Origin of the sequence: Ardenticatena maritima (assembly GCF_001306175.1) — a bacterium.
Taxonomy (GTDB): domain Bacteria; phylum Chloroflexota; class Anaerolineae; order Ardenticatenales; family Ardenticatenaceae; genus Ardenticatena; species Ardenticatena maritima.
The window spans coordinates 275,138-296,343 of sequence record NZ_LGKN01000009.1; the positions used below are offsets into that span (position 1 = coordinate 275,138).

The following is a 21,206-nucleotide window of genomic DNA, read 5'->3' on the forward strand; positions in this document are numbered from 1 at the left end:
GTTTCGCGTCACATGGAGGTGCGCACATGATTCAAGCCTCAACCACCAACAACCAACCTGCAACCCCCGACGCCCAACGCTGGGTTTACTGCTTTGACGAACTCGACCTAGTTGAAGCCCGTGTTGGGAACGACTGGGACGCTGTCCGTGGGCTTTTGGGGGGCAAAGGCGCCAACCTGGCTGAAATGACACGGCTGGGTATCCCCGTTCCCCCCGGCTTCACCATCACAACCCAGGCGTGTATCGCCTATCTGGAAGGGGGCGAGCGCCTACCCGATGGATTGTGGGAGCAAGTCCTGGAAGCCCTTCACCGTGTGGAAGCCAAAATGGGGCGACGTTTTGGCGACCCCGAAAACCCGCTCCTTGTCTCGTGCCGATCAGGGGCAAAGTTTTCCATGCCCGGCATGATGGATACCGTGCTCAACATCGGGCTCAACGATACCACCATGTTGGCAATGGCGCGGCTCACCAACGACGAACGCTTTGCCCACGACATCTACCGTCGCCTGCTCCAAATGTTCGGCAACGTGGTGCTGGGGATTCCTGATGAGCGCTTTGAAGCCGTCATTGACGACGCCCGCCGCAAAGCCGGCGTCCGCTATGACAGCGAATTGCAGGCGAGCGATTGGAAACCCGTCATCGAAGCCTTCAAAGCCATCATTCGGCAGGAAACGGGGCGCGACTTCCCGCAAGACCCCTTCGAGCAACTGCGCCTCGCCATCGAAGCCGTCTTCAAATCGTGGAATGGGAAGCGCGCGGTGGACTACCGCAACGCCACAGGGATTCCCCACACACTCGGCACCGCCGTCAACGTGCAAAGCATGGTCTTCGGCAACCTGGGAGAAGATTCCGGGACGGGTGTGGTGTTCAGCCGCAACCCCGCCACGGGTGAAAACGAACTCTACGGCGATTACCTGAACAACGCCCAGGGTGAAGACGTCGTAGCCGGTATTCGCACGGTGAAACCTATCGCCACGCTGGCGCACGAAATGCCCGCCATCTACGAGCAACTGTACGAAATCGCCAAGCGGTTGGAACGCCACTTCCGCGACGTGCAGGACATCGAGTTTACCATCGAAAAGGGCAAACTCTGGATTTTGCAAACGCGCGACGGCAAACGCACCGCCCGCGCCGCCATTCGGTTCGCCGTGGATTTCGTCAACGAAGGCTTGATTGAACCACGCGAAGCCGTCTTGCGCGTCTCCCCGCAACAGGTGGAACGATTCCTGCACCCGCGCTTTGAGCAACACGTGCGCCAAAAAGCCATCAAGGCGGGGCGCTTGCTCGCCAAAGGTGTCAACGCATCACCGGGGGCGGCTGTCGGCATGGCGGCGTTCGACGCCGACACCGCCGAGGCGTGGGGCAAAGCCGGGAAACCCGTCATCATGGTGCGCCCCGAAACCAAACCCGACGACGTGCACGGCATGATTGCGTCCAAAGGCATTCTCACCGCGCTGGGCGGCAATTCCAGCCACGCCGCCATCGTTGCGCGGCAATTCGGCATTCCCGCCGTGGTGGGCTGCCACGAATTGCAGATTGACACCGAAAAGCGCCTTTTCCGCGTCGGCGCGATTGAAGTGCGTGAAGGCGATTGGCTTTCGATTGATGGCAGCACCGGCGAGGTCTTCCTGGGGCAACTCCCCACCGTCATGCCCGATTTGCACGACCCCTATCTCACCACACTGCTGGGCTGGGCGGACGAATTCCGCACATTGGGGGTTTGGGCAAACGCCGACCTGCCGAAAGACGCCCAACGCGCCCGCGATTTCGGCGCGGAAGGCATTGGGCTGGCACGCACCGAGCACATGTTCCTGGGTGAAGACCGCCTGCCCATCGTCCAGCGCATGATTCTGGCTGAAACCGACGAGGAGCGCGCCGCCGCCCTCGCCGAACTTCTGCCCATCCAGCGCGCCGATTTCGAGGGGCTGTTCCGCGTCATGGACGGCTTGCCCGTCATCATTCGCCTGATTGACCCGCCGCTCCATGAATTCTTGCCGCGCTACGAAACCCTGCTCGTCGAAATCGAACGCCTGCGGCTGACCGACCCCACATCGCCCGCACTGCGCGAAAAAGAGCGCCTGCTCCACGCCGTCGAACGGTTGCGCGAAGCGAACCCCATGCTCGGCTTGCGGGGTGTGCGGCTCGGCATCGTTTTCCCCGACGTGATGAAAATGCAGGTGCGCGCCATGTTTGAAGCCGCATGCGCCTGCGCGCTGGAAGGCGTACAGGTGCGGCTCGAAGTGATGATTCCGCTGGTGGCGCATGTCAACGAACTGCGCCGCATGCGCGACATCCTGGAAACCGAGGCGCAAGCCGTCATGAACGAAAAAGGCGTGCGCATTCCCTATGCCTTCGGTACGATGATCGAAGTCCCGCGCGCCGCCCTGACCGCCGACGCAATCGCCGAAGTCGCCGAGTTTTTCTCCTTCGGCACCAACGACCTTACCCAAATGACCTACGGGTTGAGCCGCGACGACGCCGAAGGGGCGTTCCTGCTCGACTATCTGGAACAAGGCATCTTGCCCGCCAACCCCTTCCAAACGCTGGACGTGGAAGGCGTGGGGCAACTCATGCGGTTGGCGGTTGAAAAAGGGCGCACCACACGCCCCGACCTGAGCGTCGGCATCTGTGGCGAACACGGCGGCGACCCCGCCAGCATCGCCTTCTGCCACGCCATCGGGTTGAACTATGTCAGTTGTTCGCCGTACCGCGTGCCAGTGGCGCGGCTTGCCGCCGCCCACGCCGCCCTGAAACAAGCCTGAACTGCCATTCCTGGGAGGCGGGGTGCGCTCCGCCTCTCAGTCTGTCCTTACAAGAAAGAAAACCGTTGGAAAAAATAGAGCGAAGGAGGTGTCCAATGTCAGCAGAACAGACATATGTGACGATAGATGGCAACGAGGCAGCCGCCTATGTCGCCTATCGCACCAACGAAGTGATTGCCATCTATCCCATCACGCCCGCTTCCCCCATGGGTGAACTCGCCGACATGTGGAGCGCGCAGGGGAAGCCCAACATCTGGGGCAGTGTGCCGCGCATCATCGAAATGCAATCCGAAGGGGGCGCGGCGGGGGCTGTGCACGGCTCGTTGCAAGCCGGCGCCCTGACCACCACGTTTACCGCCAGTCAGGGCTTGCTGCTCATGATTCCCAACATGTACAAAATCGCCGGCGAACTGACCAGCACGGTCTTCCACATCGCCGCCCGCTCAATCGCCACGCACGCGCTCTCCATCTTTGGCGACCACAGCGACGTGATGGCGGCGCGCGCCACGGGCTGGGCAATGCTCTTTGCCGGTTCGGTGCAAGAAGCCCACGACTTCGCGCTGATTGCCCAAGCCAGCACACTCGCCGCACGGGTGCCCTTCCTGCACATCATTGACGGCTTCCGTACATCGCACGAAATCAACAAAATCGCCAAACTGCCCGACGCCGTCATCCGCGCGATGATTGACGATGACCTGGTACGCGCCCACCGCGCACGCGCCCTCTCGCCGGACCGTCCCTTCATTCGCGGCACGGCGCAAAACCCGGACGTCTTCTTCCAATCGCGCGAAGCCGCCAACCCCTACTACCTCGCCACGCCGCGCATCGTGCAAGAAACGATGGACCGCTTTGCCGAACTGACCGGGCGGCGCTACAACCTCTTTGACTACGTTGGCGCACCAGACGCCGAGCGCGTCGTCGTGCTCATGGGGTCTGCCACCCAAACCGCCGAAGAAACCGTGGAGCACCTGCTGGCGCAGGGCGAAAAAGTCGGCGTGCTCAAAGTGCGGCTCTTCCGCCCCTTCAGCGCCGAACACTTCATCAAAGCCTTGCCGCCCACCGTGCGCGCCATCGCCGTGCTCGACCGCACAAAAGAACCCGGCAGCGCCGGCGAACCGCTCTACCAGGACGTGGTGACGGCGTTCACCGAAGCCTACGCGGCGGGGCAGTGGCAGGGCGAACACATGCCGCGCATCGTCGGCGGGCGCTATGGGCTTTCGTCCAAAGAATTCGACCCCGCCATGCTCATCAGCGTGTTTGAAGAACTGAAACAGCCCAAGCCCAAAAACCACTTCACAGTCGGCATCATTGACGACGTGACGCACACCAGCCTGCCGTGGGACGCCTCGCTCGACATCGAACGCGACGACGTGGTGCGCGCCGTCTTCTGGGGGCTTGGCTCCGACGGGACGGTCAGCGCCAACAAGAACTCCATCAAAATCATCGGCGAAACCACGCCCTTCTACGCGCAAGGCTATTTCGTGTACGACTCGAAGAAGGCGGGCGCGCGCACCATCTCGCACCTGCGCTTCGGTCCACGCCCCATCAAGAGCGCTTACCTCATCAAAAAAGCCAACTTCGTCGCCGTCCACCAATTCGGCTTCTTGCAGCGCTTCAACGTGCTGGAACCCGCCCAGGAAGGGGCGACCCTGCTGCTCAACGCGCCGTTTGGACCCGATGAAGTGTGGGATCGCCTGCCGCGCGAAGTGCAAGAGACCATCATCAAGAAACGCCTCAAACTCTACGTCATTGACGCCTACAAACTCGCGCGCGAATTGGGGCTGGGTGTGCGCATCAACACCATCATGCAAACCTGCTTCTTTGCGCTGAGCAACGTCATTCCGCTGGAAGAAGCCGTCGCCAAAATCAAGGAGTACATCCGCAAGACCTACGGCAAACGGGGCGAAATCATCGTGCGCAAGAACTTCGCCGCAGTGGACGCCGCGCTGGAACATCTGCACGAAGTGCCCGTGCCGCAAACCATCACCAGCGCCATCGAAATGCTGCCGCCTGTGCCCGCCAACGCGCCCGAATTTGTGCGCAAAGTGACGGCGAAGATGATTGCAGGCGAAGGCGACTGGCTCCCCGTGAGCGCCCTGCCGGCGGACGGCACATACCCAAGCGGTACGACGCGCTGGGAAAAACGCAACATCGCGCTGGAAGTGCCCGTGTGGGAACCGGACATCTGCATCCAGTGCGGGAAGTGTGTGCTCGCCTGCCCGCACCAGGTCATCCGCGCCAAAGTGGTGGACGAAAGCGCCCTCGCCGACGCGCCCGAAGGCTTCAAGTACACCGACGCCCGCTGGCGCGAACTGTCCGGCATGAAGTACACCCTGCAAGTGGCGGTGGAAGACTGCACGGGGTGCGCGCTCTGCGTCGCCGTCTGCCCCGCCAAGGACAAGAGCGCTGTGGGGCGCAAAGCCATCAACATGGCGCCGCAACTCCCCCTGCGCGAGGAAGGGCGCAAACATTGGGACTTCTTCCTGCAATTGCCCGAACCGCCGCGCAACGATGGGCTTTCGTTCAACAACGTCAAAAACACGCAGTTGCTGGAACCGCTCTTCGAGTTCTCGGGGGCGTGCGCCGGCTGTGGTGAAACGCCCTACCTCGGGCTGCTCACCCGCCTCTTTGGCGACCGCATCTTGGTGGCAAACGCGACGGGCTGCTCCAGCATCTACGGCGGCAACCTGCCCACCACGCCCTGGGCGTTCAACAAAGAAGGGCGCGGACCGGCTTGGAGCAACTCACTCTTCGAGGATAACGCCGAATTTGGGCTGGGTATGCGCCTCGCGCTGGACAAGCAAGCCGAATACGCCCGCGAATTGGTGCAACGCCTGCGCGACATCATCGGGCACGACCTCGCCGACGCCATTCTCAACGCCGACCAATCGGACGACGCCGGCATTCAGGCGCAACGCGAGCGGGTGGCGCAGATGAAAGCCCGCTTGAAGAACCTGGACGACGAAGACGCCTGGAACTTGCTCGAAGTCGCCGACGCATTGGTGCGCAAGAGCGTCTGGATTGTGGGCGGCGACGGCTGGGCTTACGACATCGGCTACGGCGGGCTGGACCACGTGCTCGCCAGCGGGCAGAACGTCAACATCCTGGTGCTCGACACCGAAGTCTATTCCAACACGGGTGGGCAATCCTCAAAAGCCACGCCGCTCGGCGCGGTGGCCAAATTCGCCGCAGGCGGCAAGCGCACGCCCAAGAAAGACCTCGGCTTGATGGCCATGTCCTACGGCAACGTCTATGTCGCGCAAGTGGCGATGGGGGCGAACGACAAGCAAACCATTCAAGCGTTCCTGGAAGCCGAATCCTACGAGGGACCGTCGCTGATTATCGCCTACTCGCACTGCATCGCCCACGGCATTGACATGTCCAAAGGCTTTGAACAGCAGAAACTGGCCGCCGAAGCCGCCTACTGGCCGCTTTACCGCTACGACCCGCGGCGCAAAGCCGAAGGCAAGAACCCCTTGCAACTCGATTCCAAGCCACCCAAGCGCCCGCTCAAAGAGTACGTGCTCAACGAAAACCGCTACCGCATCCTTGAAAAGGGCGCGCCCGAAACGTTCGAGCACCTGCTCGAAGAAGCGCAAGAATGGGTCATCGAACGGTGGCATCACCTGGAAGAACTGGCGAAAGAAGAACCTGTGCAAGCCCAAGCCTAACCACTCTGGCGGGGGCGGTCGCGTCGCCGCCCCCGCACAGTCCATCAAGGAGGATGAACAATGCCTGACCTGACAACAACCTATCTCGGCATGAAACTGGCACACCCCATCGTCCCGTCTGCATCGCCGCTCTCACGCTCGCTCGACGGCATCAAGCGCATGGCGGAAGCCGGCGCTTCGGCGATTGTCATGTACTCCCTCTTTGAGGAACAAATCACACTTGAAAGCCAGCACCTGGACCACTACCTCGTGTACGGCAGTGAAAGTTATGCCGAAGCGTTGAGTTATTTTCCCGACATCCACGACTACAACGTCGGTCCCGATGAATACCTGGAACTGATTCGCCGCGCCAAAGAAGCCGTGGACATTCCCATCATCGGCAGCCTCAACGGCGTTTCAACCGGAGGATGGATTGAGTACGCCCGCTACATTCAGCAAGCCGGCGCCGACGCCATTGAACTCAACCTCTACTACATCCCCACCAACCCCGACCTGACCAGCGCCGAAGTGGAGCAAATGTACCTTGACGTGGTGGAACACGTGCGCCAAAACGTGCGCATCCCCATCGCCGTCAAGGTCAGTCCCTATTTCAGCGCCTTCGCCAACATGGCAAAACGGTTTGCCAAGGCGGGCGCAAACGGGCTTGTGCTCTTCAACCGCTTCTACCAACCCGATTTCAACCTGGAAACGCTGGACGTTGAACCGCGGTTGGTGCTCAGCAGCCCGCACGAAATACGCCTGCCCCTGCACTGGACGGCGATTTTGTACGGGCGCGTCAACGTGGATTTGGCGATCACCAGCGGGGTGCACACGCACGAAGAAGTGCTCAAAGGCGTCATGGCAGGCGCCAACGTCACCATGATGGCGTCCGCCCTGCTCAAAAACGGGGTGGAATACCTCGGCACGGTGCTGGAAAACGTGCGCCGCTGGATGGAAGAGCACGAATACGAATCCATCGAACAAATGCGCGGCAGCATGAGCCAGATGAACATCGCCGAACCGGCGGCGTTTGAACGCGCCAACTACATGAAAGTCCTCGATTCGTGGCGCGACGACCCCACGGGCATGCTGCTCTAAACGCCACCCGCTCAGCCAGTTGAAGGCGGTTCCCATCCAGGCGGGAACCGCTTTTCATTGCGCGCCACTTTGGCACGCACGGCACTGCTCACATCAATGCCGCACACATTCGCAAAGTGCAGCGCGTAAATCAGCACATCCGCCAATTCCTCGGCAATCTCGGCGCGCGCTTCCTCATCTTCCACCAATCGGCGGCTTTCTGCGCCAGAACACCATTGAAAATGCTCCATCAACTCGGCGGCTTCAATGGCAATGCTCATCGCCAGATTTTTGGGCGTGTGGTGGCGTTCCCAACGGCGCGCCGCCACAAACTCGCGGAGCAACGCCCGCAATTCGGCAATCGTGGTGGTGGTGTCGCTCATCGTCCCCCTCGTTCAAATGTGCGGCAACAAATCCGACGTCGTCAGAATGCCCAGCAACTTGCCGTCCGGCGTCCCCGTGTCGGTAATCAGCACCGCCTGCACGTAGCGTCCTTCCAGCATGCGCAACACATCTTCCAGCGGCGTCTCTTCACGCGCAAACTGCACCACCTCGCGCTTGTCGGCGTTCATCACATCCGCCACCCGCAAATGGCGCAAATCGGCTTTCGTGCCCAACATGGTGAGCAAATCACGCGCCGACAACAAGCCAACATAGCGCCCATTTTCCACCACCGGCAAATGCCCAATGTTGTATTTGAGCATAATGTTGCGGGCGTCTTCCACCGGCATGTTGGGGTGCGCCACACGTGGGTTGCGCGTCATCACATCGCCCGCGCGGTTGCCCTGCTCCTTGCAGACCTGCTTCACAAAGTCCACAATCTCGTGCGCCAACGGCGGGCTGATGAGCAACCCACTGCGGTGCGCCAGGCAGTTGCGAATATCGGCGTAGCGTCGCCCCTGCGCGATGGTCTCTTCACGCAACACACGCCGCTTTCCCAAAAAATCCATGTACTCGTTCATGCCGCCGTGCTTGCCGCGCCACCCGTGTGTGCGCGCCAGTTCGTACAGCAAATCCTCAAAAATTTTCAGGGCTTCCATTCCCGCCCCGTGGGGGTCTTCGTTCAACCGTTCTTCAACAACCGCCAGTTGGGCGCGAAAGGCTGAAACACTCATGGCACGCTCTCCTCATTGATTGACACAACCGCGCTCGCCAACCATACTACCACTGCATGCAGTTGGAAACCAACCCCGCGTCTCACCTATGCGCACCATGTACCTGCTCGAAAAAACCTACCTTGATGAGGGCGTCCCGCTGGAAACGGTGCTGCGCGTCGCCTGCATGGCACTCGCCCCTTGGGCGGTGCGCTACGAAGCCCGCCTCATCATGCCGCGCGTTTCCGATACGCCCACGCTTCGCCGAGGGACGCTGCCGACGGCGGTGGATGAACGACGTGCGGCGCTCGATACCTTGCTCACCTGGCTCACCACCAATACAGCCGTGGAAGACCTGTTCGCTCTCTCCTTGTGGGAAGCAGACCAGGCGCGCCCCTTCTTCCAGTACCCCGACACGCCGGACGTCTGGTCGTTGTGGCTCACACTAGCCCAATGGCACGCCCTGCAAACCGCATGCCAGAGCGCCCATCTCCCCACCGACCTTTTCTTCGACGCCGACCAGGTCATCTGTACGCCTGTGGAAGGCAACACACTGCTGGCGCGTCTGGCGCGGCGGCTTGGCTTTCAAAAGTGCTACACGCCCCGCCAGTGGAAACGTCGGCAGACCTAGGCGAACGTGGGCGACAGCACACATTGCCACACAGCCACACCAACGGTACAATGCCGCTACGAACCCACTGAGGAAACCCGCAACAGAATGCCGCGAGGAGGCGACACATGCGCATTACCCTGACCATCAACGGCGAGGTCAAAACGTTCGACGTTGCCCCGCACGAACGGTTGCTGTGGGTGCTCCGCCGCAATGGGTATTTTGGCGTCAAACATGGCTGTGAAACAGGCGAATGCGGTGCGTGCGCTGTCTTGCTGGACGGTCGCCCCGTGCCCTCGTGTGTGCTGTTCGCCGCCCAAGCCGACGGACACACCATCACCACCATCGAAGCCCTGGGCACACGCGACAACCTGCACGCCCTGCAACGCGCCTTCGCCGAAGTCGGCGCGATTCAGTGCGGCTACTGCACGCCCGGCATGCTCCTCGCGGCAAAAGCCCTGCTCGACCAAACCCTCACCCCCAGCGAAGCCGACGTGCGCGACGCTCTGAGCGGGGTGCTTTGTCGCTGTACGGGGTACGTGAAACCCGTGCAAGCGGTGTTGCTCGCCGCCGCCCGCCTGCGCGGCGAAGACCCACCCGCGCCGCCCCGTCTGCATGGGCAGCATGAATTGCCCACCTTCGACGAGGTGTTTGGCACACCGCACGCCCCCTCGCCCGCCCCATCCGCTCCCGCCGGTGGCGGCGGCGCCGACGTGCAAACGCGCACGCGCACACGCCCCTTCGTCATCACCGCCCCCGACGACCGCTGGCGCGTGGTCGGCAAGCCCGAAATCAAGGTGGACGCCATCAAACTCGCGTTGGGGAAACCCGCCTTCACGGACGATATCGAACTGCGCGGCATGCTCCACGCCAAAATTCTGCATTCCCCTGTCGCCCACGCCCGCATCAAGCGCATTGACGTGAGCAAGGCGCGCGCGTTGCCCGGCGTGCACGCTGTGCTGACCTACAAAGACATTCCGCGCGTGGTCTATTCCACCGCCGGGCAATCCGACCCCATCCCTGGTCCGCTGGACATGTTCAGCCTGGATGAAAAAGTGCGCCACGTGGGCGATCGCGTTGCGTTCGTCGCCGCCGAGACGCCCGAAATTGCCGAAGAAGCCCTGCGGCTCATCGAAGTGGAATACGAACCGTTGCCCGCCATCCTCGACCCCCGCGACGCCCTGCGCGACGACGCGCCCATCATTCACGATGAACCGGAGTATGTGCCCTTTGAAGGCTCAGACCCCCAACGCAACATCGCCGCCGCCATTCGGATTGACATCGGCAACGTGGATGAAGGGTTCGCCGAAGCCGATTTTGTGTTTGAGGAAGAGTACGTCGTCCCGAAGGTGCAACAAGCCAGCATCGAGCCGCATGTGGTGGTCACCTGGTGGGACGAAGACGACCGGCTGGTCATTCGCACATCCACACAAGTGCCCTTCCATGTGCGCCGCATTCTTGCGCCGGTGCTGGGGCTTCCGCCCAAACGCATCCGCGTCATCAAACCGCGCATTGGCGGCGGGTTTGGCGGCAAGCAGGAAGTGCTCATCGAAGACGTCGCCGCCCATCTCACCATCGCCACCGGTCGCCCCGTGCGGCTGGAATACACACGCGAAGAAGAATTCATCGCCGCCCGTTCACGCCACCCCATGCGGGTGCGCATGAAAACCGGCGTCATGCGCGACGGCACAATCGTCGCCAACGAAATGTACCTGCTCTCCGATACGGGCGCATACGGCTGTCATGCGCTCACCGTCGCCGGCAACACCGGGCACAAAGCCATGGCGCTCTACCCCGGCAAATGGCGCGAACATCCCGACGGCTACAAATACGCCAACATTCGCTTCTACGCCGACATCGTTTACACCAACACGCCCCCATCGGGTGCGTACCGCGGCTACGGTGTGCCGCAAGGCTTCTTGCCGCTGGAAGTGCACATGCAGCGCATCGCCCACGCGCTCGGGCTCGACCCCATCGAATTCCGGCTGAAAAACGCGCTCAAAGCGGGCGATGAACACCCATTCAGCCGCGCATGGAGCGAAGGGCGCGAACCCCGCCCCGAAATCATCAACACATGCGGCTTGCGCGAATGCGTGGAAGTGGGCACGCGCATGATTGACTGGCACGCCAAATACGGCAACCCCGATTGGCACACCGTGCCCGGCAAGCCCTACCTGCGGCGCGGCATCGGGCTGGCGCTCGTCATGCAGGGCACCGCCATCCCCTACCTCGACATGGGCGCCGCCAGCATCAAAATGAACGATGACGGCTCGTTCAACCTACTCGTCGGCGCAACCGACCTCGGCACCGGTTCCGACACGGTGCTGGCGCAAATGGCCGCCGAAGTGCTCGGCTGTCCGGTGGAAGATATCCTCGTCTATTCGAGCGATACGGACTTCACGCCTTTCGACAAGGGCGCGTATGCTTCCAGCACCACCTACATCTCCGGCTACGCGGTCGTCAAAGCCGCCGAACACGCCGCCCGCCAGATCAAACGTGTCGCCGCACGGCTCATCAACCGCATGGGCGAACCTGAAATCACCCCCGACGACATCGAACTGCGCGACCGCGCCGCCTGGGCGCCCGACGGTCGCCATGTCTCGCTCGCCGACATCGCCCTGAACGCCCTGCACCACGAAGACCAGCACCAAATCATGGGCATCGCCTCGTATGTGTCGCCCGAATCACCGCCCCCCTTCGCCGCCCAATTCGCCGAAGTGACCGTGGACACCGAAACCGGCGTTGTCCACGTGGACCGTCTGCTCATGGTGGTGGACGCCGGGCGCATCGTCAACCCGGCGACGGCGTCCGGGCAGGTGGAAGGCGGCATGACCCAGGCGCTCGGCTACGCCGTTTGCGAAGAAATGACCTACGACGCGCAAGGTGTGCCGCGCGAACGCAGTTTTGGCGATTACCACATCTTCACCGCGGATGAAATGCCCGTGCTGGAAGTCGCCTTTGTTGAAACGTTCGAGCCGTCGCACCCCTTCGGCGTCAAAGCCGTCGCCGAAATTCCCATGGACGGCGTCGCGCCGGCGGTTGTGAACGCCATCCATGACGCGGTCGGCATCTGGCTGAACGAAATTCCCGCCACACCCGACCGTGTGCTGGCGGCGCTGAAACAACAACGCGCGGCGAATTCCTGACCCGTGAACCATTGACAACCCACCTTTGATGAGAGGCGAACAATGCGGCTCTACAAACAGTATGACGCACCCCGCACACTCGATGAAGCCCTGGCACTGCTTGCCGAACACGCGCCCCGCGCGCGCATCATCGCCGGCGGCACCGACTTGCTGGTTGAATTGGAACGCCGCCAGCGCGACCTGGACGCGGTGATTGACCTGACGCGCATTCCGGGGCTGGACACGATTGACATTGACAACGAGGGGCGCATTCACCTGGGACCACTCGTCACGCACAATCAGGTGGCGAACAGCCGCTTGATCATCAAGCGGGCGTTTCCGCTGGCGCAAGCCGCCTGGCAAGTCGGCGCGCCGCAAATTCGCAATCGGGGCACGGTGGCGGGCAATCTCATCACGGCGTCGCCGGCGAACGACACCATCACCCCGCTCATGGCGTTGGACGCAGAGGTCACCCTGCAAAGCGCCGCACGCGGCAAGCGCACCATTCCCCTGCGCGAGTTCTACACCGGCGTGCGCCAAACCGTCATGCACCCTGACGAAATCATGGTGGACATCGCCTTCCCCGCGCTGCTGCCCAATCAGCATGGCGCGTTCGCCAAACTCGGCTTGCGCCGCGCCCAAGCCATCTCTGTGGTCAACGTCGCCATCGTCATCACCGCCGACCGCAACGCGAGCGGCGGCATTTGCCCCCCCATCTTCGACGCACGTATCACACTTGGCGCAGTAGCACCGACCATCATTCGCGCGCCAGAAGCCGAACAAGCCCTCATCGGGCCCGACCTGAGCGATGAGCACCTGGCACACGTCGCCCAACTCGCCGCCGAAGCCGCCAGCCCCATTGACGACATCCGCGCACCAGCCGCCTATCGCCGCCACGCCGTGCGCGTGCTCACTCTGCGCCTGCTCAAAGCCCTGCGCGATGGCACAGCCACCCGCGATTTTCCCACACGGCGCGCCAACCTCTGGACACAGCCGGGGCATCCACTCAGCCCACTCCCACCAGAACCGCCGGGCGAGGAAATTGTCGCCACCGTCAACGGGCGGCGGGTGGTGTTGTACAACACACGCGGCAAAACGTTGCTCCACGCCCTCCGCGACGCCGGGCTAACAGGCACAAAAGAAGGGTGCGGCGAGGGCGAATGCGGCGCGTGCACCGTCATGCTCGACGGTGCAGCGGTCATGAGTTGTCTTGTTCCCGCGGAACGGGCGCACGGCGCGACCATTCTCACGGTTGAAGGCATCGCCGAAGGCGAGACATTGCACCCCATTCAGCGCGCCTTCGTCACCCACGACGCGGTGCAGTGCGGCTACTGCACGCCCGGTTTTATCGTCAGCGCGTACGCCCTGTTGCAAGAAAACCCCACCCCCGCGCCTGATGAAATCCGCCAGGCGATCAGCGGCAACCTCTGCCGCTGCACAGGCTACTACAAAATTGTGGAAGCCATCGAAGCCGTCGCCAGGGGGCTGGACGCCCCTTCGACGGCGTAAAAGTCAGCAGAACGCAAAAAGCCCGCCACAAAGCGGGCTTTTTTCTTTCACCGCACAACGCCTTACGTTGCCGTCCGCTGTGTGTTCAGCCAGGTGAGCACCGCTTCAAGGACACCGCCGCCCACAGCAAGCGCCTTGTCCGAAATGGTGAAACAATGTTCGCGCACGCCGCGCGGGTCAATGTCCCCAATTTTGAGCCCGGCGGGGACCGGCGTGCCGTCGGCAATCAAGCCGCGCACCACGCCCGGAAACGGCGCATGCACCGCTTCGCCATCCACCAGCGCGACCGCCTGCCCTGCCTGCACCATGTCGCCAATCTCCACAAGCGCTTGCACCGTTCCCGCCACAGGCGCGCGCAACACCCGCTCGCGCCCATAGCCCTGCACCAGCCCCGGCGTGCCTGTGTCGGGCAGAGCCTGCCCCCGCCAGTACACACGCCCCAGGAAGTGCCCGCGCGCCGTTTCCACCACCGCATGGCAATCCTCGCTGGCGGTAAAGCCGGGTCCCAACGCCACCACCAGCGGCGCGTCGGTTTGATGCGTGCCCAGGTTGCGCTTCGCCATACGGGCGTCCACCAGCACGGTGGGGCGCACATGCGGAAGGGTCGCCCCTTCGGGGTCCACCAGCACGGGCACCACACCCTCGCGCGCCAGGCGCACCGCGGTTGCCGCCGAGTCAACACGCCGGGCGTGCAGGTCTTCCACCGTAATCTCCCCTTGCAGAACAGCGGTCGCTACGGCAACCGTTCGGCGCACCACGAGCGGGCGCGGCAATTCGAGCACCACCACCGGAAAGCCGGCGCGCACCAACCGCGCCACGGCTCCCGTCGCCAGGTCGCCGCCCCCGCGCAGGAGCACCAGCGTATCAGCAAACAAACGGGCAGGCGCCATCGTTCACCATTCCCCTTGCCACATGCGCTTCTGCTTGCGATAGTGCACAAACAACGCGACGCCAACCCCCAACGCATCCGCCAGCAGGTCAAGCACCGAGGGCGTGCGATTGGGGACAAACGATTGGTGCCATTCGTCGCTCACGCCATACGCGACACAGAGCAGGAACGTCGCCCAGGCGGCTTGTTGAAACGTCAGCCCTTCCGCACGCCAGGCGCGAAACGTCAGCCAGCCCAGAACCGCATACACCAGCACATGCGCCACGTAATCGTCAACCGCATCCAACCAACCGGGGGCGTGCACCGGCACCGACGATTGGCTGGACAGGTAGAAGATGACGCCCATCCAGGCGAGCACCGGTCCCCATGTGCGCACGCGGTTCATGCTTCTTGCTCCACAACCGCCGCATAGCGGCGTTCTTCTCGCGTTGCGGCGAAAATGTACGTCAGCAAATCGGCTTCGGCTTGCGTGAGGGTTTTGTTGCGCCGCGCCATCACCCGCGCGGCGGTTTCCAGCGCCTGCTCCAGGCGGTATTCCACCAGGCGGCTCCCCGTTCCCCATGAAAAACTCGGCACGAATTTGGGGGGCATGGTCGCGCCGTAGAGGTTGCACGCCACGCCGAACACACTGCCCGTGTTGATGAGCAAGCCAATGCCGGTTTTGGTGTGGTCGCCGATGAAACAGCCCACAAACTGCTGACCGGTATCCACAAAGCGCCCGCTCGCCCAGACACGCACGCGGCTGTAATTGTTCTTCAAGTCGCTGTTGGTGGTATGCGCGCCCAGATTGCACCACTCCCCAATGACGCTATGCCCCAAAAAGCCGTCGTGCTGCTTGTTGCTGTACGCCTGGAAAATACTCGTTTCGACTTCGCCCCCGACTTTGCAGACCGGTCCAATGGTCGTGCCTTCGTAGATTTTCGCGCCAATCTTCACCCGCGAGCGCGCCCCCACCACGGCCGGCCCTTCAATAACGGCATTTGCCATCACCTGCGCGCCCGCTTCGATGATGATGGGACCATGCGTCGCATCCAGCACAACCTGCGGTGCGATGGTTGCGCCTTCGGCAACAAAAATGCGCTCAGGCGCCACAAGCACAGCGCGCTCGTGCACAGCGCCCAACAGCGTGCCCAGCGGGTAGAACGCGGCATCCGCCTCTATCTGCGCCGCATTGTGCACCACCAAATCCCAGGGCCACGCCAGCATCTCGGCGGCAATCGGCGTGGTGGGAAGATCGCCAAGCGGGTTGGGGTCGGCGTGCAAATCTTCACCCAGCGTCACCGCCGAAAGGGCGCGCAAGCGGTCAGCGCGCAGGCGCGCCGCCACAACGACGCCTTCTTCATCCACCCACACATGCTCGTCGCCGTCCAGCGGAATGCGTTGCGCCACATCGGGCGGCGGCAACCAGCGCCCATTGATGAGGAGCACCATGCCACTTGTAGGGTGCAAGTTGACGGGTAAGCCGGTGCGTTCAGCAAGCGCCAGGGTCAAATGCGGGCGGGCGTACAGCCGGGTGGCGGGACGTCCGTAGAGCCGCTCAAATTTTTCGCGAATGGTGAAGACGCCACAACGCAACTCATAGACGGGGCGCGTCCAGGTCAGCGGCTTGAAATGCCGCGCGATTGCATCCTCGAAGAAAGCCAGTTCGGTCATTGTGCACGTCCTGTCCTCGTGGGTTGTTCTCAGTCGCCGCGCCATTCCCCCATCAGGCGCACAATCGGTTCGGTGTTGGAGGGGCGCAGGCTCAACCAGACATCGCCTCCATCCAGTTTGACGCCGTCTGTCAGGTCGAGGGTGGGCGCGGTTGTCGCAAGGCGTTGCACCAGCGTGCGGCTTTCGGCATCGGCGAGGGTGGTCGCAAAGCGGCGGCGGTCGGGGAGGACGCCTTCCACGCGCACGCCCTCATCATCCGCCGCGAGTGTGAGCGAACCGTCCCGACTGGCGAGGTAAACGTGCCCGTCGGAGCATTCCACGTGGGGCGGTGTCTGTTGCCAGGCGGCAAAGAGCGCGCGCACATCATCAGCGGCAATGCCGCGCGGCTCAATTTTGCGCTTGACCATACGCCATGCGGGAATCTGCGCCACCAACGCCGAAAGCGGTTCGCCTGTTTGCGCCAGCAGGCTCAGGATGAGCGCCGCCGCCGCCATACCATCACGCGCGAGGTGCACATCGGGCACGATAATGCCCCCGCTGCCCTCACCGCCCAACACCGCCTCGTGCGCCACAACGCCGTTCACCACGTTCATCTCGCCCACCGCGGTACGCACGACGCGCGCGTTGGGCAAGACATCTTCCAGCGCGTGGGTGGTCACCACATTCGTGACGACAACGCCGTCGCGGCGGTTCATCAACCGCTCGCGGGCGCAGAGCACCACCGTAAACTCTTCGCTAATGGGGTCGCCCCGTTCGTCCACCAGCGCCAGGCGGTCGCCGTCGGGGTCAGCCGCCAGCCCGACATCGCATTGGGCGTTGCGCACCAACGCCGCCAATGTGCCCAGGTGTTGGGGAAGCGGTTCCGGTGGGCGGGCAAAGAAGCCGTGTTGCTCGGTATGGCAGGCGATGACTTCACACCCCAGGGCGCGGAGCATATCGCCCCAGCGCGCAGCGCCGCCGTTGCAGGCATCCAGCGCCACCCGCAAGCGCGCCCCGCGAATGGCTTCGACCGGCACAGCGTTGAGCACGGCTTGCATGTGGCGGCGGTGCGCTTCGTCGTGCCAGGGGCGCACATGGGGAATCTGCGTCAGCGGTAGCCAGACCCAGCCGGCGCGTTCCACAATCTCGTGCAGTCGCGCCCAGACATCCAGCGGAATGAAGCGCCCTTCGCCGTCCACGAATTTCAGCCCATTCCAGGGCAAGGGGTTGTGGCTCGCCGTCACCATGACACCGGCGGCAACCGTGGCATGGTGCGAAACGGTAAATTGCACGGTCGGCGTCAGGCTCAACCCCAGGTCGAGCACGGCGCACCCACTGCTGAGCAAACCGCCGCGTACCAGGTCGGCAATCATGGGGCTGGAACGCCGCCCGTCGTAGCCCAACGCCACAAGCGGGGTTCGCATGGGGCTGTTTTCGCGCACCCACGCGCCAAAGGCACGGGCATACGCCAGCACCACGTCGGGCGTCAGGTTGTCGGCTTCATCACCAATCGTGCCGCGTAAACCGGAAATGCCGAATTTGAGCGCCATACTGTTTCCCGTTGCTTGGTTGTCGTGTTCACACCAGTTCTTTGCGCATGATTTGCGCCAGCACGGCTTTCAAGCGGTGCGGGTCGTGGCGGGCAATCGCCATTTCGCGCATGCGAATATCGCCCGTTTCGGGGTCGCGGTAGGGAATGAGTTGCGGAGTTTCGGTAATCAAGGGGGCTGTGATCAGCACAGCACCTTCTACCAGCACGGTTTGCTCGCCTGTATCGGCAAACACCAGGCGGCTGATACCGGTCTCTTCATCACGCAGGCGTACCGGCTCCGCCCCTTCAAGGCGATATTTTTCGAGCACCTCTTCACTAATCGGCGCATCGTTGGCAATCACGTAATCCACGGTAATCTGCGCCAATTGGCGCAGCGTGGCAAGGTAGTCTTTCACCGAAAAGCCGTCTGTTTTGCCCGGTTCGGTCATAATGTTCGCCACAAATACCCGTTTCGCGCCACTGTGGTGGACGGCGCGGCGAATTTCGGGCAGGGTGAGCGTCGGCAAAATGTCGGTGTAGAGCCGCCCCGGCGCAATCACTACCAATTCGGCGTCTTGAATGGCTTTCAGCGCATCCGGGTTGACGTCGGGGGGGTAGTTGCTCAGCACATCGGCGGTCAAATTGCCGCGTGTTTCTTCCCAGACTTTGATACGGCGCACGTTGCGCGAGTAGAAAATGCGGCGAATGGCTTTTTCGCGTACATCATGCTGATTGATAGCGGTAGCGCCTTCCAGCAGGGTGCCGTCTTCCAATTCCGCCCAGAGGCTGACATGCTCACCTGTGGGGTAGAGCACTTGCTTGCCGCTCAGCCCCAATTCGTCGCGCAAGAGCGAGACAATACGCCCCCCTTCGTGAGAGGTGAGGATGACGGTCACATTCACAGGCTCATCCATGAGCAAGAAAGCGCGCACCACGGGAATCAGCCCCGTGCCGCTTCCAATCACCGCCACACGACGCCCCACCGCCTGGCGCTTGCGTTCGTAGAACAGGTCGGTCAAGCCGATATCCTCGTTCGCGTGCTCCGGCGCAAGGGTTGCCGCCATCTCATGGCTCAACGAGCGCCAGGCGTAGTAGGTGGCGGCACTGCCGGAAATCATCAAGAGAATGCCGCGCAACCAATCAGGTCCCCACGCAAACGCCTGCTTGACGCGACGGGGCACAGGCACAAAACGGCTCATGCTGTCCACAAGAAACTTGGCGCCCAATGTTGCCAGGGCAATGCCCTGCACCATCAGCGCCAAACGACGCTTGAAGCCGTATCCGGGTTTGAGGTATTCCGTCCAATTGTGTCGCTGCATAGGTCACTCCACCGTTACGCTTTTGGCAAGGTTGCGAGGCTGGTCAATATCCCGCCCCAACGCACGGGCGGCGTAGTAGGCAATCAACTGCACCTGCACGGCGGCGGGCAAGACATGCAGGTAATCGTTGCTGCGTGGAATGGTGAGCACATTTTCTTCGCCGAGGAGTTGCGTCACACGCTCATCCCCCTCGGGCACAATGCCAATGCACCAAGCATCACGCGCCAACACTTCCTGCATATTTGAGACCATCTTGTCATAGACGCTGCTTTGGGTTGCCAGCGCCACGACCGGCACGCCGCTTTCGAGCAATGCCAGCGTGCCGTGCTTCAATTCACCGGCAGGATACCCCTGCGCATGAATGTAGGAAATCTCTTTGAGTTTGAGCGCGCCCTCGCGTGCCAGCGGTTCATCCATGTTGCGCCCGATGAAGAAAGCAACCGGCTTTTCAGCAATGCGCTCGGCAATAGCGCGGGTTTTGTCCGCCGTTTCCAGCACGCGCTCAATATCCCGGGCGCTACGCCACAACCCTTGACGCAGTTCACGCACAACCTGCTGTGCCGACGGCGAGAGGTGGCGGTATTGCGCCATGTACAACAACAAGAGATAGACGCCCACAATCTGCCCGATGAACGCTTTGGTCGAAGCCACCGCCACTTCGGGACCGGCACGCGTATAGAGCACGCCATCCGCCAGACGCGCCACGCTGCTTCCCACAACGTTGGTAATCGCGAGGACACGCGCGCCTTGTTCCTTGCCTTCACGCATACTGGCAATGGTGTCCGCCGTTTCGCCCGACTGGCTGATAGCAATCACCCACTCGTTTTTGCCCAAAATAGGCTGACGATAGCGAAACTCAGACCCCACATCCACATTCACGGGGATACGCAAAATCTGCTCGAACGCATACTTGGCAATGACGCCGGCATGATAGGCGGTCCCACAGGCGACGAACGTCAGGCGTTCCACACGGCGCACATCGTCGGGGGTGATATTGAGTTCGGGGATTTCGATGGGCAAGCGGCTATCTTCCGGCACGCGCCCCAGGAGCGTATCGGTCACAGTTTGGGGCTGTTCGTGCATTTCTTTGAGCATGAAATGCTCATAGCCGCCTTTTTGCGCCACTTCTGGCGACCAATCCACCACAATGACACGGCGGTCATAGAGCCGCTGCGGCGTGGTTGATTCACGGTAGCGCGTGATAATCACATCGTCCTTGGTGACGGTGGCAATTTCGCCGTCTTCGAGCACGTAGATTTTGTTGGTGTAATGCAAAAGCGCAGGAATATCGCTGGCAATATGGTTTTCGCCACGACCCAAGCCGATGATGAGCGGCGGGCTATCCATCTTGGCGGCCACAATGCGGTCTTCTTCGTCTTTGTGCACCACCAACACCGCCATCGAACCCACCATGCGTTGCATGGCAAGCGCCACGGCGGTGGTAATATTGCCGTCGTAATACTCCTCAATGAGGTGGGCAATCACTTCGGTATCTGTATCGGAACGAAACTCATGCCCTTTGGCGATCAGTTCCTGTTTCAGTTCCCAAAAGTTTTCAACGATACCATTCTGCACAACAGCAATGCGCCCGGAACAATCCAGGTGGGGGTGCGCGTTGCGTGTGCTTGGCGGGCCGTGCGTTGCCCAGCGCGTATGCCCGATCCCCACATGTCCATGGGCTTTTTCAAGGTCAAGGCGCGCTTCCAGTTCTTCGACTTTGCCCTTGCATTTCTCAACGTAGAAATGCCCATTTTCGGAAACAGCAATGCCCGCCGAGTCATAGCCGCGATACGTCAGCATGCGCAACTTATCCATCAGAATCGGCAAGGCTTCTTTTTCGCCAATATAGCCCACAATTCCACACATAACGTCCTCCAAATCTTCACTTTCTCGCAAAACGCGAGATTGTAGCCAAAGCCCTTCCAAGGGGAAACATACCACCCCACAGCATAGCGACAATGTAAGGTGTTTCCAAACCTTGCGCCAAAACAGAACCGCGATGGGGGCT

14 protein-coding genes are annotated in these 21,206 nt (G+C 62.0%); 6 read left to right on the forward strand and 8 right to left on the reverse strand.

From position 1 onward, the window contains the following. Positions 1-26: 26 nt before the first annotated feature. The 3 genes from ppdK to SE16_RS14130 all read left to right on the forward strand — a co-directional run bounded on the left by ppdK (position 27) and on the right by SE16_RS14130 (position 7,510). Positions 27-2,762, forward strand: coding sequence for a pyruvate, phosphate dikinase (ppdK, locus tag SE16_RS14120; RefSeq protein ID WP_082374399.1), 2,736 nt, complete (start codon positions 27-29; stop codon positions 2,760-2,762). A gap of 95 nt (positions 2,763-2,857) precedes the next feature. After that, positions 2,858-6,433 (forward strand): pyruvate:ferredoxin (flavodoxin) oxidoreductase, encoded by a 3,576-nt coding sequence (gene nifJ, locus SE16_RS14125; protein WP_054493858.1) that lies wholly within the window; start codon positions 2,858-2,860, stop codon positions 6,431-6,433. Between the two features lie 60 nt (positions 6,434-6,493). Next, positions 6,494-7,510, forward strand: a complete 1,017-nt coding sequence (locus SE16_RS14130; protein ID WP_054493859.1) for a dihydroorotate dehydrogenase-like protein — start codon at positions 6,494-6,496, stop codon at positions 7,508-7,510. A gap of 11 nt (positions 7,511-7,521) precedes the next feature. Here the strand turns inward: SE16_RS14130 and SE16_RS14135 are convergent, their stop codons facing one another. Next, positions 7,522-7,872, reverse strand: coding sequence for a nucleotide pyrophosphohydrolase (locus SE16_RS14135; protein WP_054493860.1), 351 nt, complete (start codon positions 7,870-7,872; stop codon positions 7,522-7,524). 12 nt (positions 7,873-7,884) lie between these two features. Then, the gene (locus SE16_RS14140; RefSeq protein WP_054493861.1) at positions 7,885-8,604 is read right to left on the reverse strand and encodes a CBS domain-containing protein; all 720 of its coding nucleotides are present in this window, start codon (positions 8,602-8,604) and stop codon (positions 7,885-7,887) included. Positions 8,605-8,692: 88 nt separating this feature from the next. Here SE16_RS14140 and SE16_RS14145 point away from each other — a divergent pair, with 88 nt between their 5' ends. The 3 genes from SE16_RS14145 to SE16_RS15560 all read left to right on the forward strand — a co-directional run bounded on the left by SE16_RS14145 (position 8,693) and on the right by SE16_RS15560 (position 13,827). Next, entirely contained in the window at positions 8,693-9,214 is a 522-nt protein-coding gene (locus SE16_RS14145; RefSeq protein WP_060687760.1) for a hypothetical protein, read from the forward strand. Between the two features lie 107 nt (positions 9,215-9,321). Beyond that, entirely contained in the window at positions 9,322-12,339 is a 3,018-nt protein-coding gene (locus tag SE16_RS14150; protein ID WP_060687762.1) for a molybdopterin-dependent oxidoreductase, read from the forward strand. A gap of 42 nt (positions 12,340-12,381) precedes the next feature. After that, positions 12,382-13,827, forward strand: a complete 1,446-nt coding sequence (locus SE16_RS15560; protein ID WP_082374379.1) for an FAD binding domain-containing protein — start codon at positions 12,382-12,384, stop codon at positions 13,825-13,827. 62 nt (positions 13,828-13,889) lie between these two features. Here SE16_RS15560 and yqeB read toward each other — a convergent pair whose 3' ends face one another. The 6 genes from yqeB to glmS are packed head-to-tail and all read right to left on the reverse strand — an operon-like array spanning position 13,890 to position 21,064. Next, positions 13,890-14,717 (reverse strand): selenium-dependent molybdenum cofactor biosynthesis protein YqeB, encoded by an 828-nt coding sequence (yqeB, locus tag SE16_RS14160; protein ID WP_060687765.1) that lies wholly within the window; start codon positions 14,715-14,717, stop codon positions 13,890-13,892. 3 nt (positions 14,718-14,720) lie between these two features. After that, on the reverse strand, positions 14,721-15,101 hold the full coding sequence (locus SE16_RS14165; RefSeq protein WP_054492221.1) for a VanZ family protein: 381 nt from the start codon (positions 15,099-15,101) through the stop codon (positions 14,721-14,723). Next, on the reverse strand, positions 15,098-16,369 hold the full coding sequence (locus SE16_RS14170) for a GlmU family protein (protein WP_054492220.1): 1,272 nt from the start codon (positions 16,367-16,369) through the stop codon (positions 15,098-15,100). The genes SE16_RS14165 and SE16_RS14170 overlap by 4 nt, the downstream gene beginning before the upstream one ends. Before the next feature lie 29 nt (positions 16,370-16,398). Beyond that, positions 16,399-17,898, reverse strand: coding sequence for a phosphohexomutase domain-containing protein (locus tag SE16_RS14175; RefSeq protein WP_054492219.1), 1,500 nt, complete (start codon positions 17,896-17,898; stop codon positions 16,399-16,401). A 28-nt stretch (positions 17,899-17,926) separates the two neighbouring features. Next, a complete protein-coding gene (locus tag SE16_RS14180; RefSeq protein WP_054492218.1) occupies positions 17,927-19,198 on the reverse strand; it encodes a gluconeogenesis factor YvcK family protein in 1,272 nt (423 codons plus the stop codon). A 3-nt stretch (positions 19,199-19,201) separates the two neighbouring features. Next, entirely contained in the window at positions 19,202-21,064 is a 1,863-nt protein-coding gene (gene glmS / locus SE16_RS14185; protein WP_054492217.1) for a glutamine--fructose-6-phosphate transaminase (isomerizing), read from the reverse strand. Positions 21,065-21,206 lie beyond the last annotated feature (142 nt).

Bases quoted from the DNA above. Each gene is read 5' to 3' on its own strand.
- SE16_RS14140 (WP_054493861.1), bottom strand. From the start codon at position 8,604: ATGAGTGTTTCAGCCTTTCGCGCCCAACTGGCGGTTGTTGAAGAACGG.
- SE16_RS14175 (WP_054492219.1), bottom strand. From the start codon at position 17,898: ATGGCGCTCAAATTCGGCATTTCCGGTTTACGCGGCACGATTGGTGAT.
- yqeB (WP_060687765.1), bottom strand. From the start codon at position 14,717: ATGGCGCCTGCCCGTTTGTTTGCTGATACGCTGGTGCTCCTGCGCGGG.
- nifJ (WP_054493858.1), top strand. From the start codon at position 2,858: ATGTCAGCAGAACAGACATATGTGACGATAGATGGCAACGAGGCAGCC.
- SE16_RS14170 (WP_054492220.1), bottom strand. From the start codon at position 16,369: ATGACCGAACTGGCTTTCTTCGAGGATGCAATCGCGCGGCATTTCAAG.
- SE16_RS15560 (WP_082374379.1), top strand. From the start codon at position 12,382: ATGCGGCTCTACAAACAGTATGACGCACCCCGCACACTCGATGAAGCC.
- SE16_RS14135 (WP_054493860.1), bottom strand. From the start codon at position 7,872: ATGAGCGACACCACCACCACGATTGCCGAATTGCGGGCGTTGCTCCGC.
- SE16_RS14180 (WP_054492218.1), bottom strand. From the start codon at position 19,198: ATGCAGCGACACAATTGGACGGAATACCTCAAACCCGGATACGGCTTC.
- glmS (WP_054492217.1), bottom strand. From the start codon at position 21,064: ATGTGTGGAATTGTGGGCTATATTGGCGAAAAAGAAGCCTTGCCGATT.
- SE16_RS14150 (WP_060687762.1), top strand. From the start codon at position 9,322: ATGCGCATTACCCTGACCATCAACGGCGAGGTCAAAACGTTCGACGTT.
- SE16_RS14145 (WP_060687760.1), top strand. From the start codon at position 8,693: ATGCGCACCATGTACCTGCTCGAAAAAACCTACCTTGATGAGGGCGTC.
- ppdK (WP_082374399.1), top strand. From the start codon at position 27: ATGATTCAAGCCTCAACCACCAACAACCAACCTGCAACCCCCGACGCC.
- SE16_RS14165 (WP_054492221.1), bottom strand. From the start codon at position 15,101: ATGAACCGCGTGCGCACATGGGGACCGGTGCTCGCCTGGATGGGCGTC.
- SE16_RS14130 (WP_054493859.1), top strand. From the start codon at position 6,494: ATGCCTGACCTGACAACAACCTATCTCGGCATGAAACTGGCACACCCC.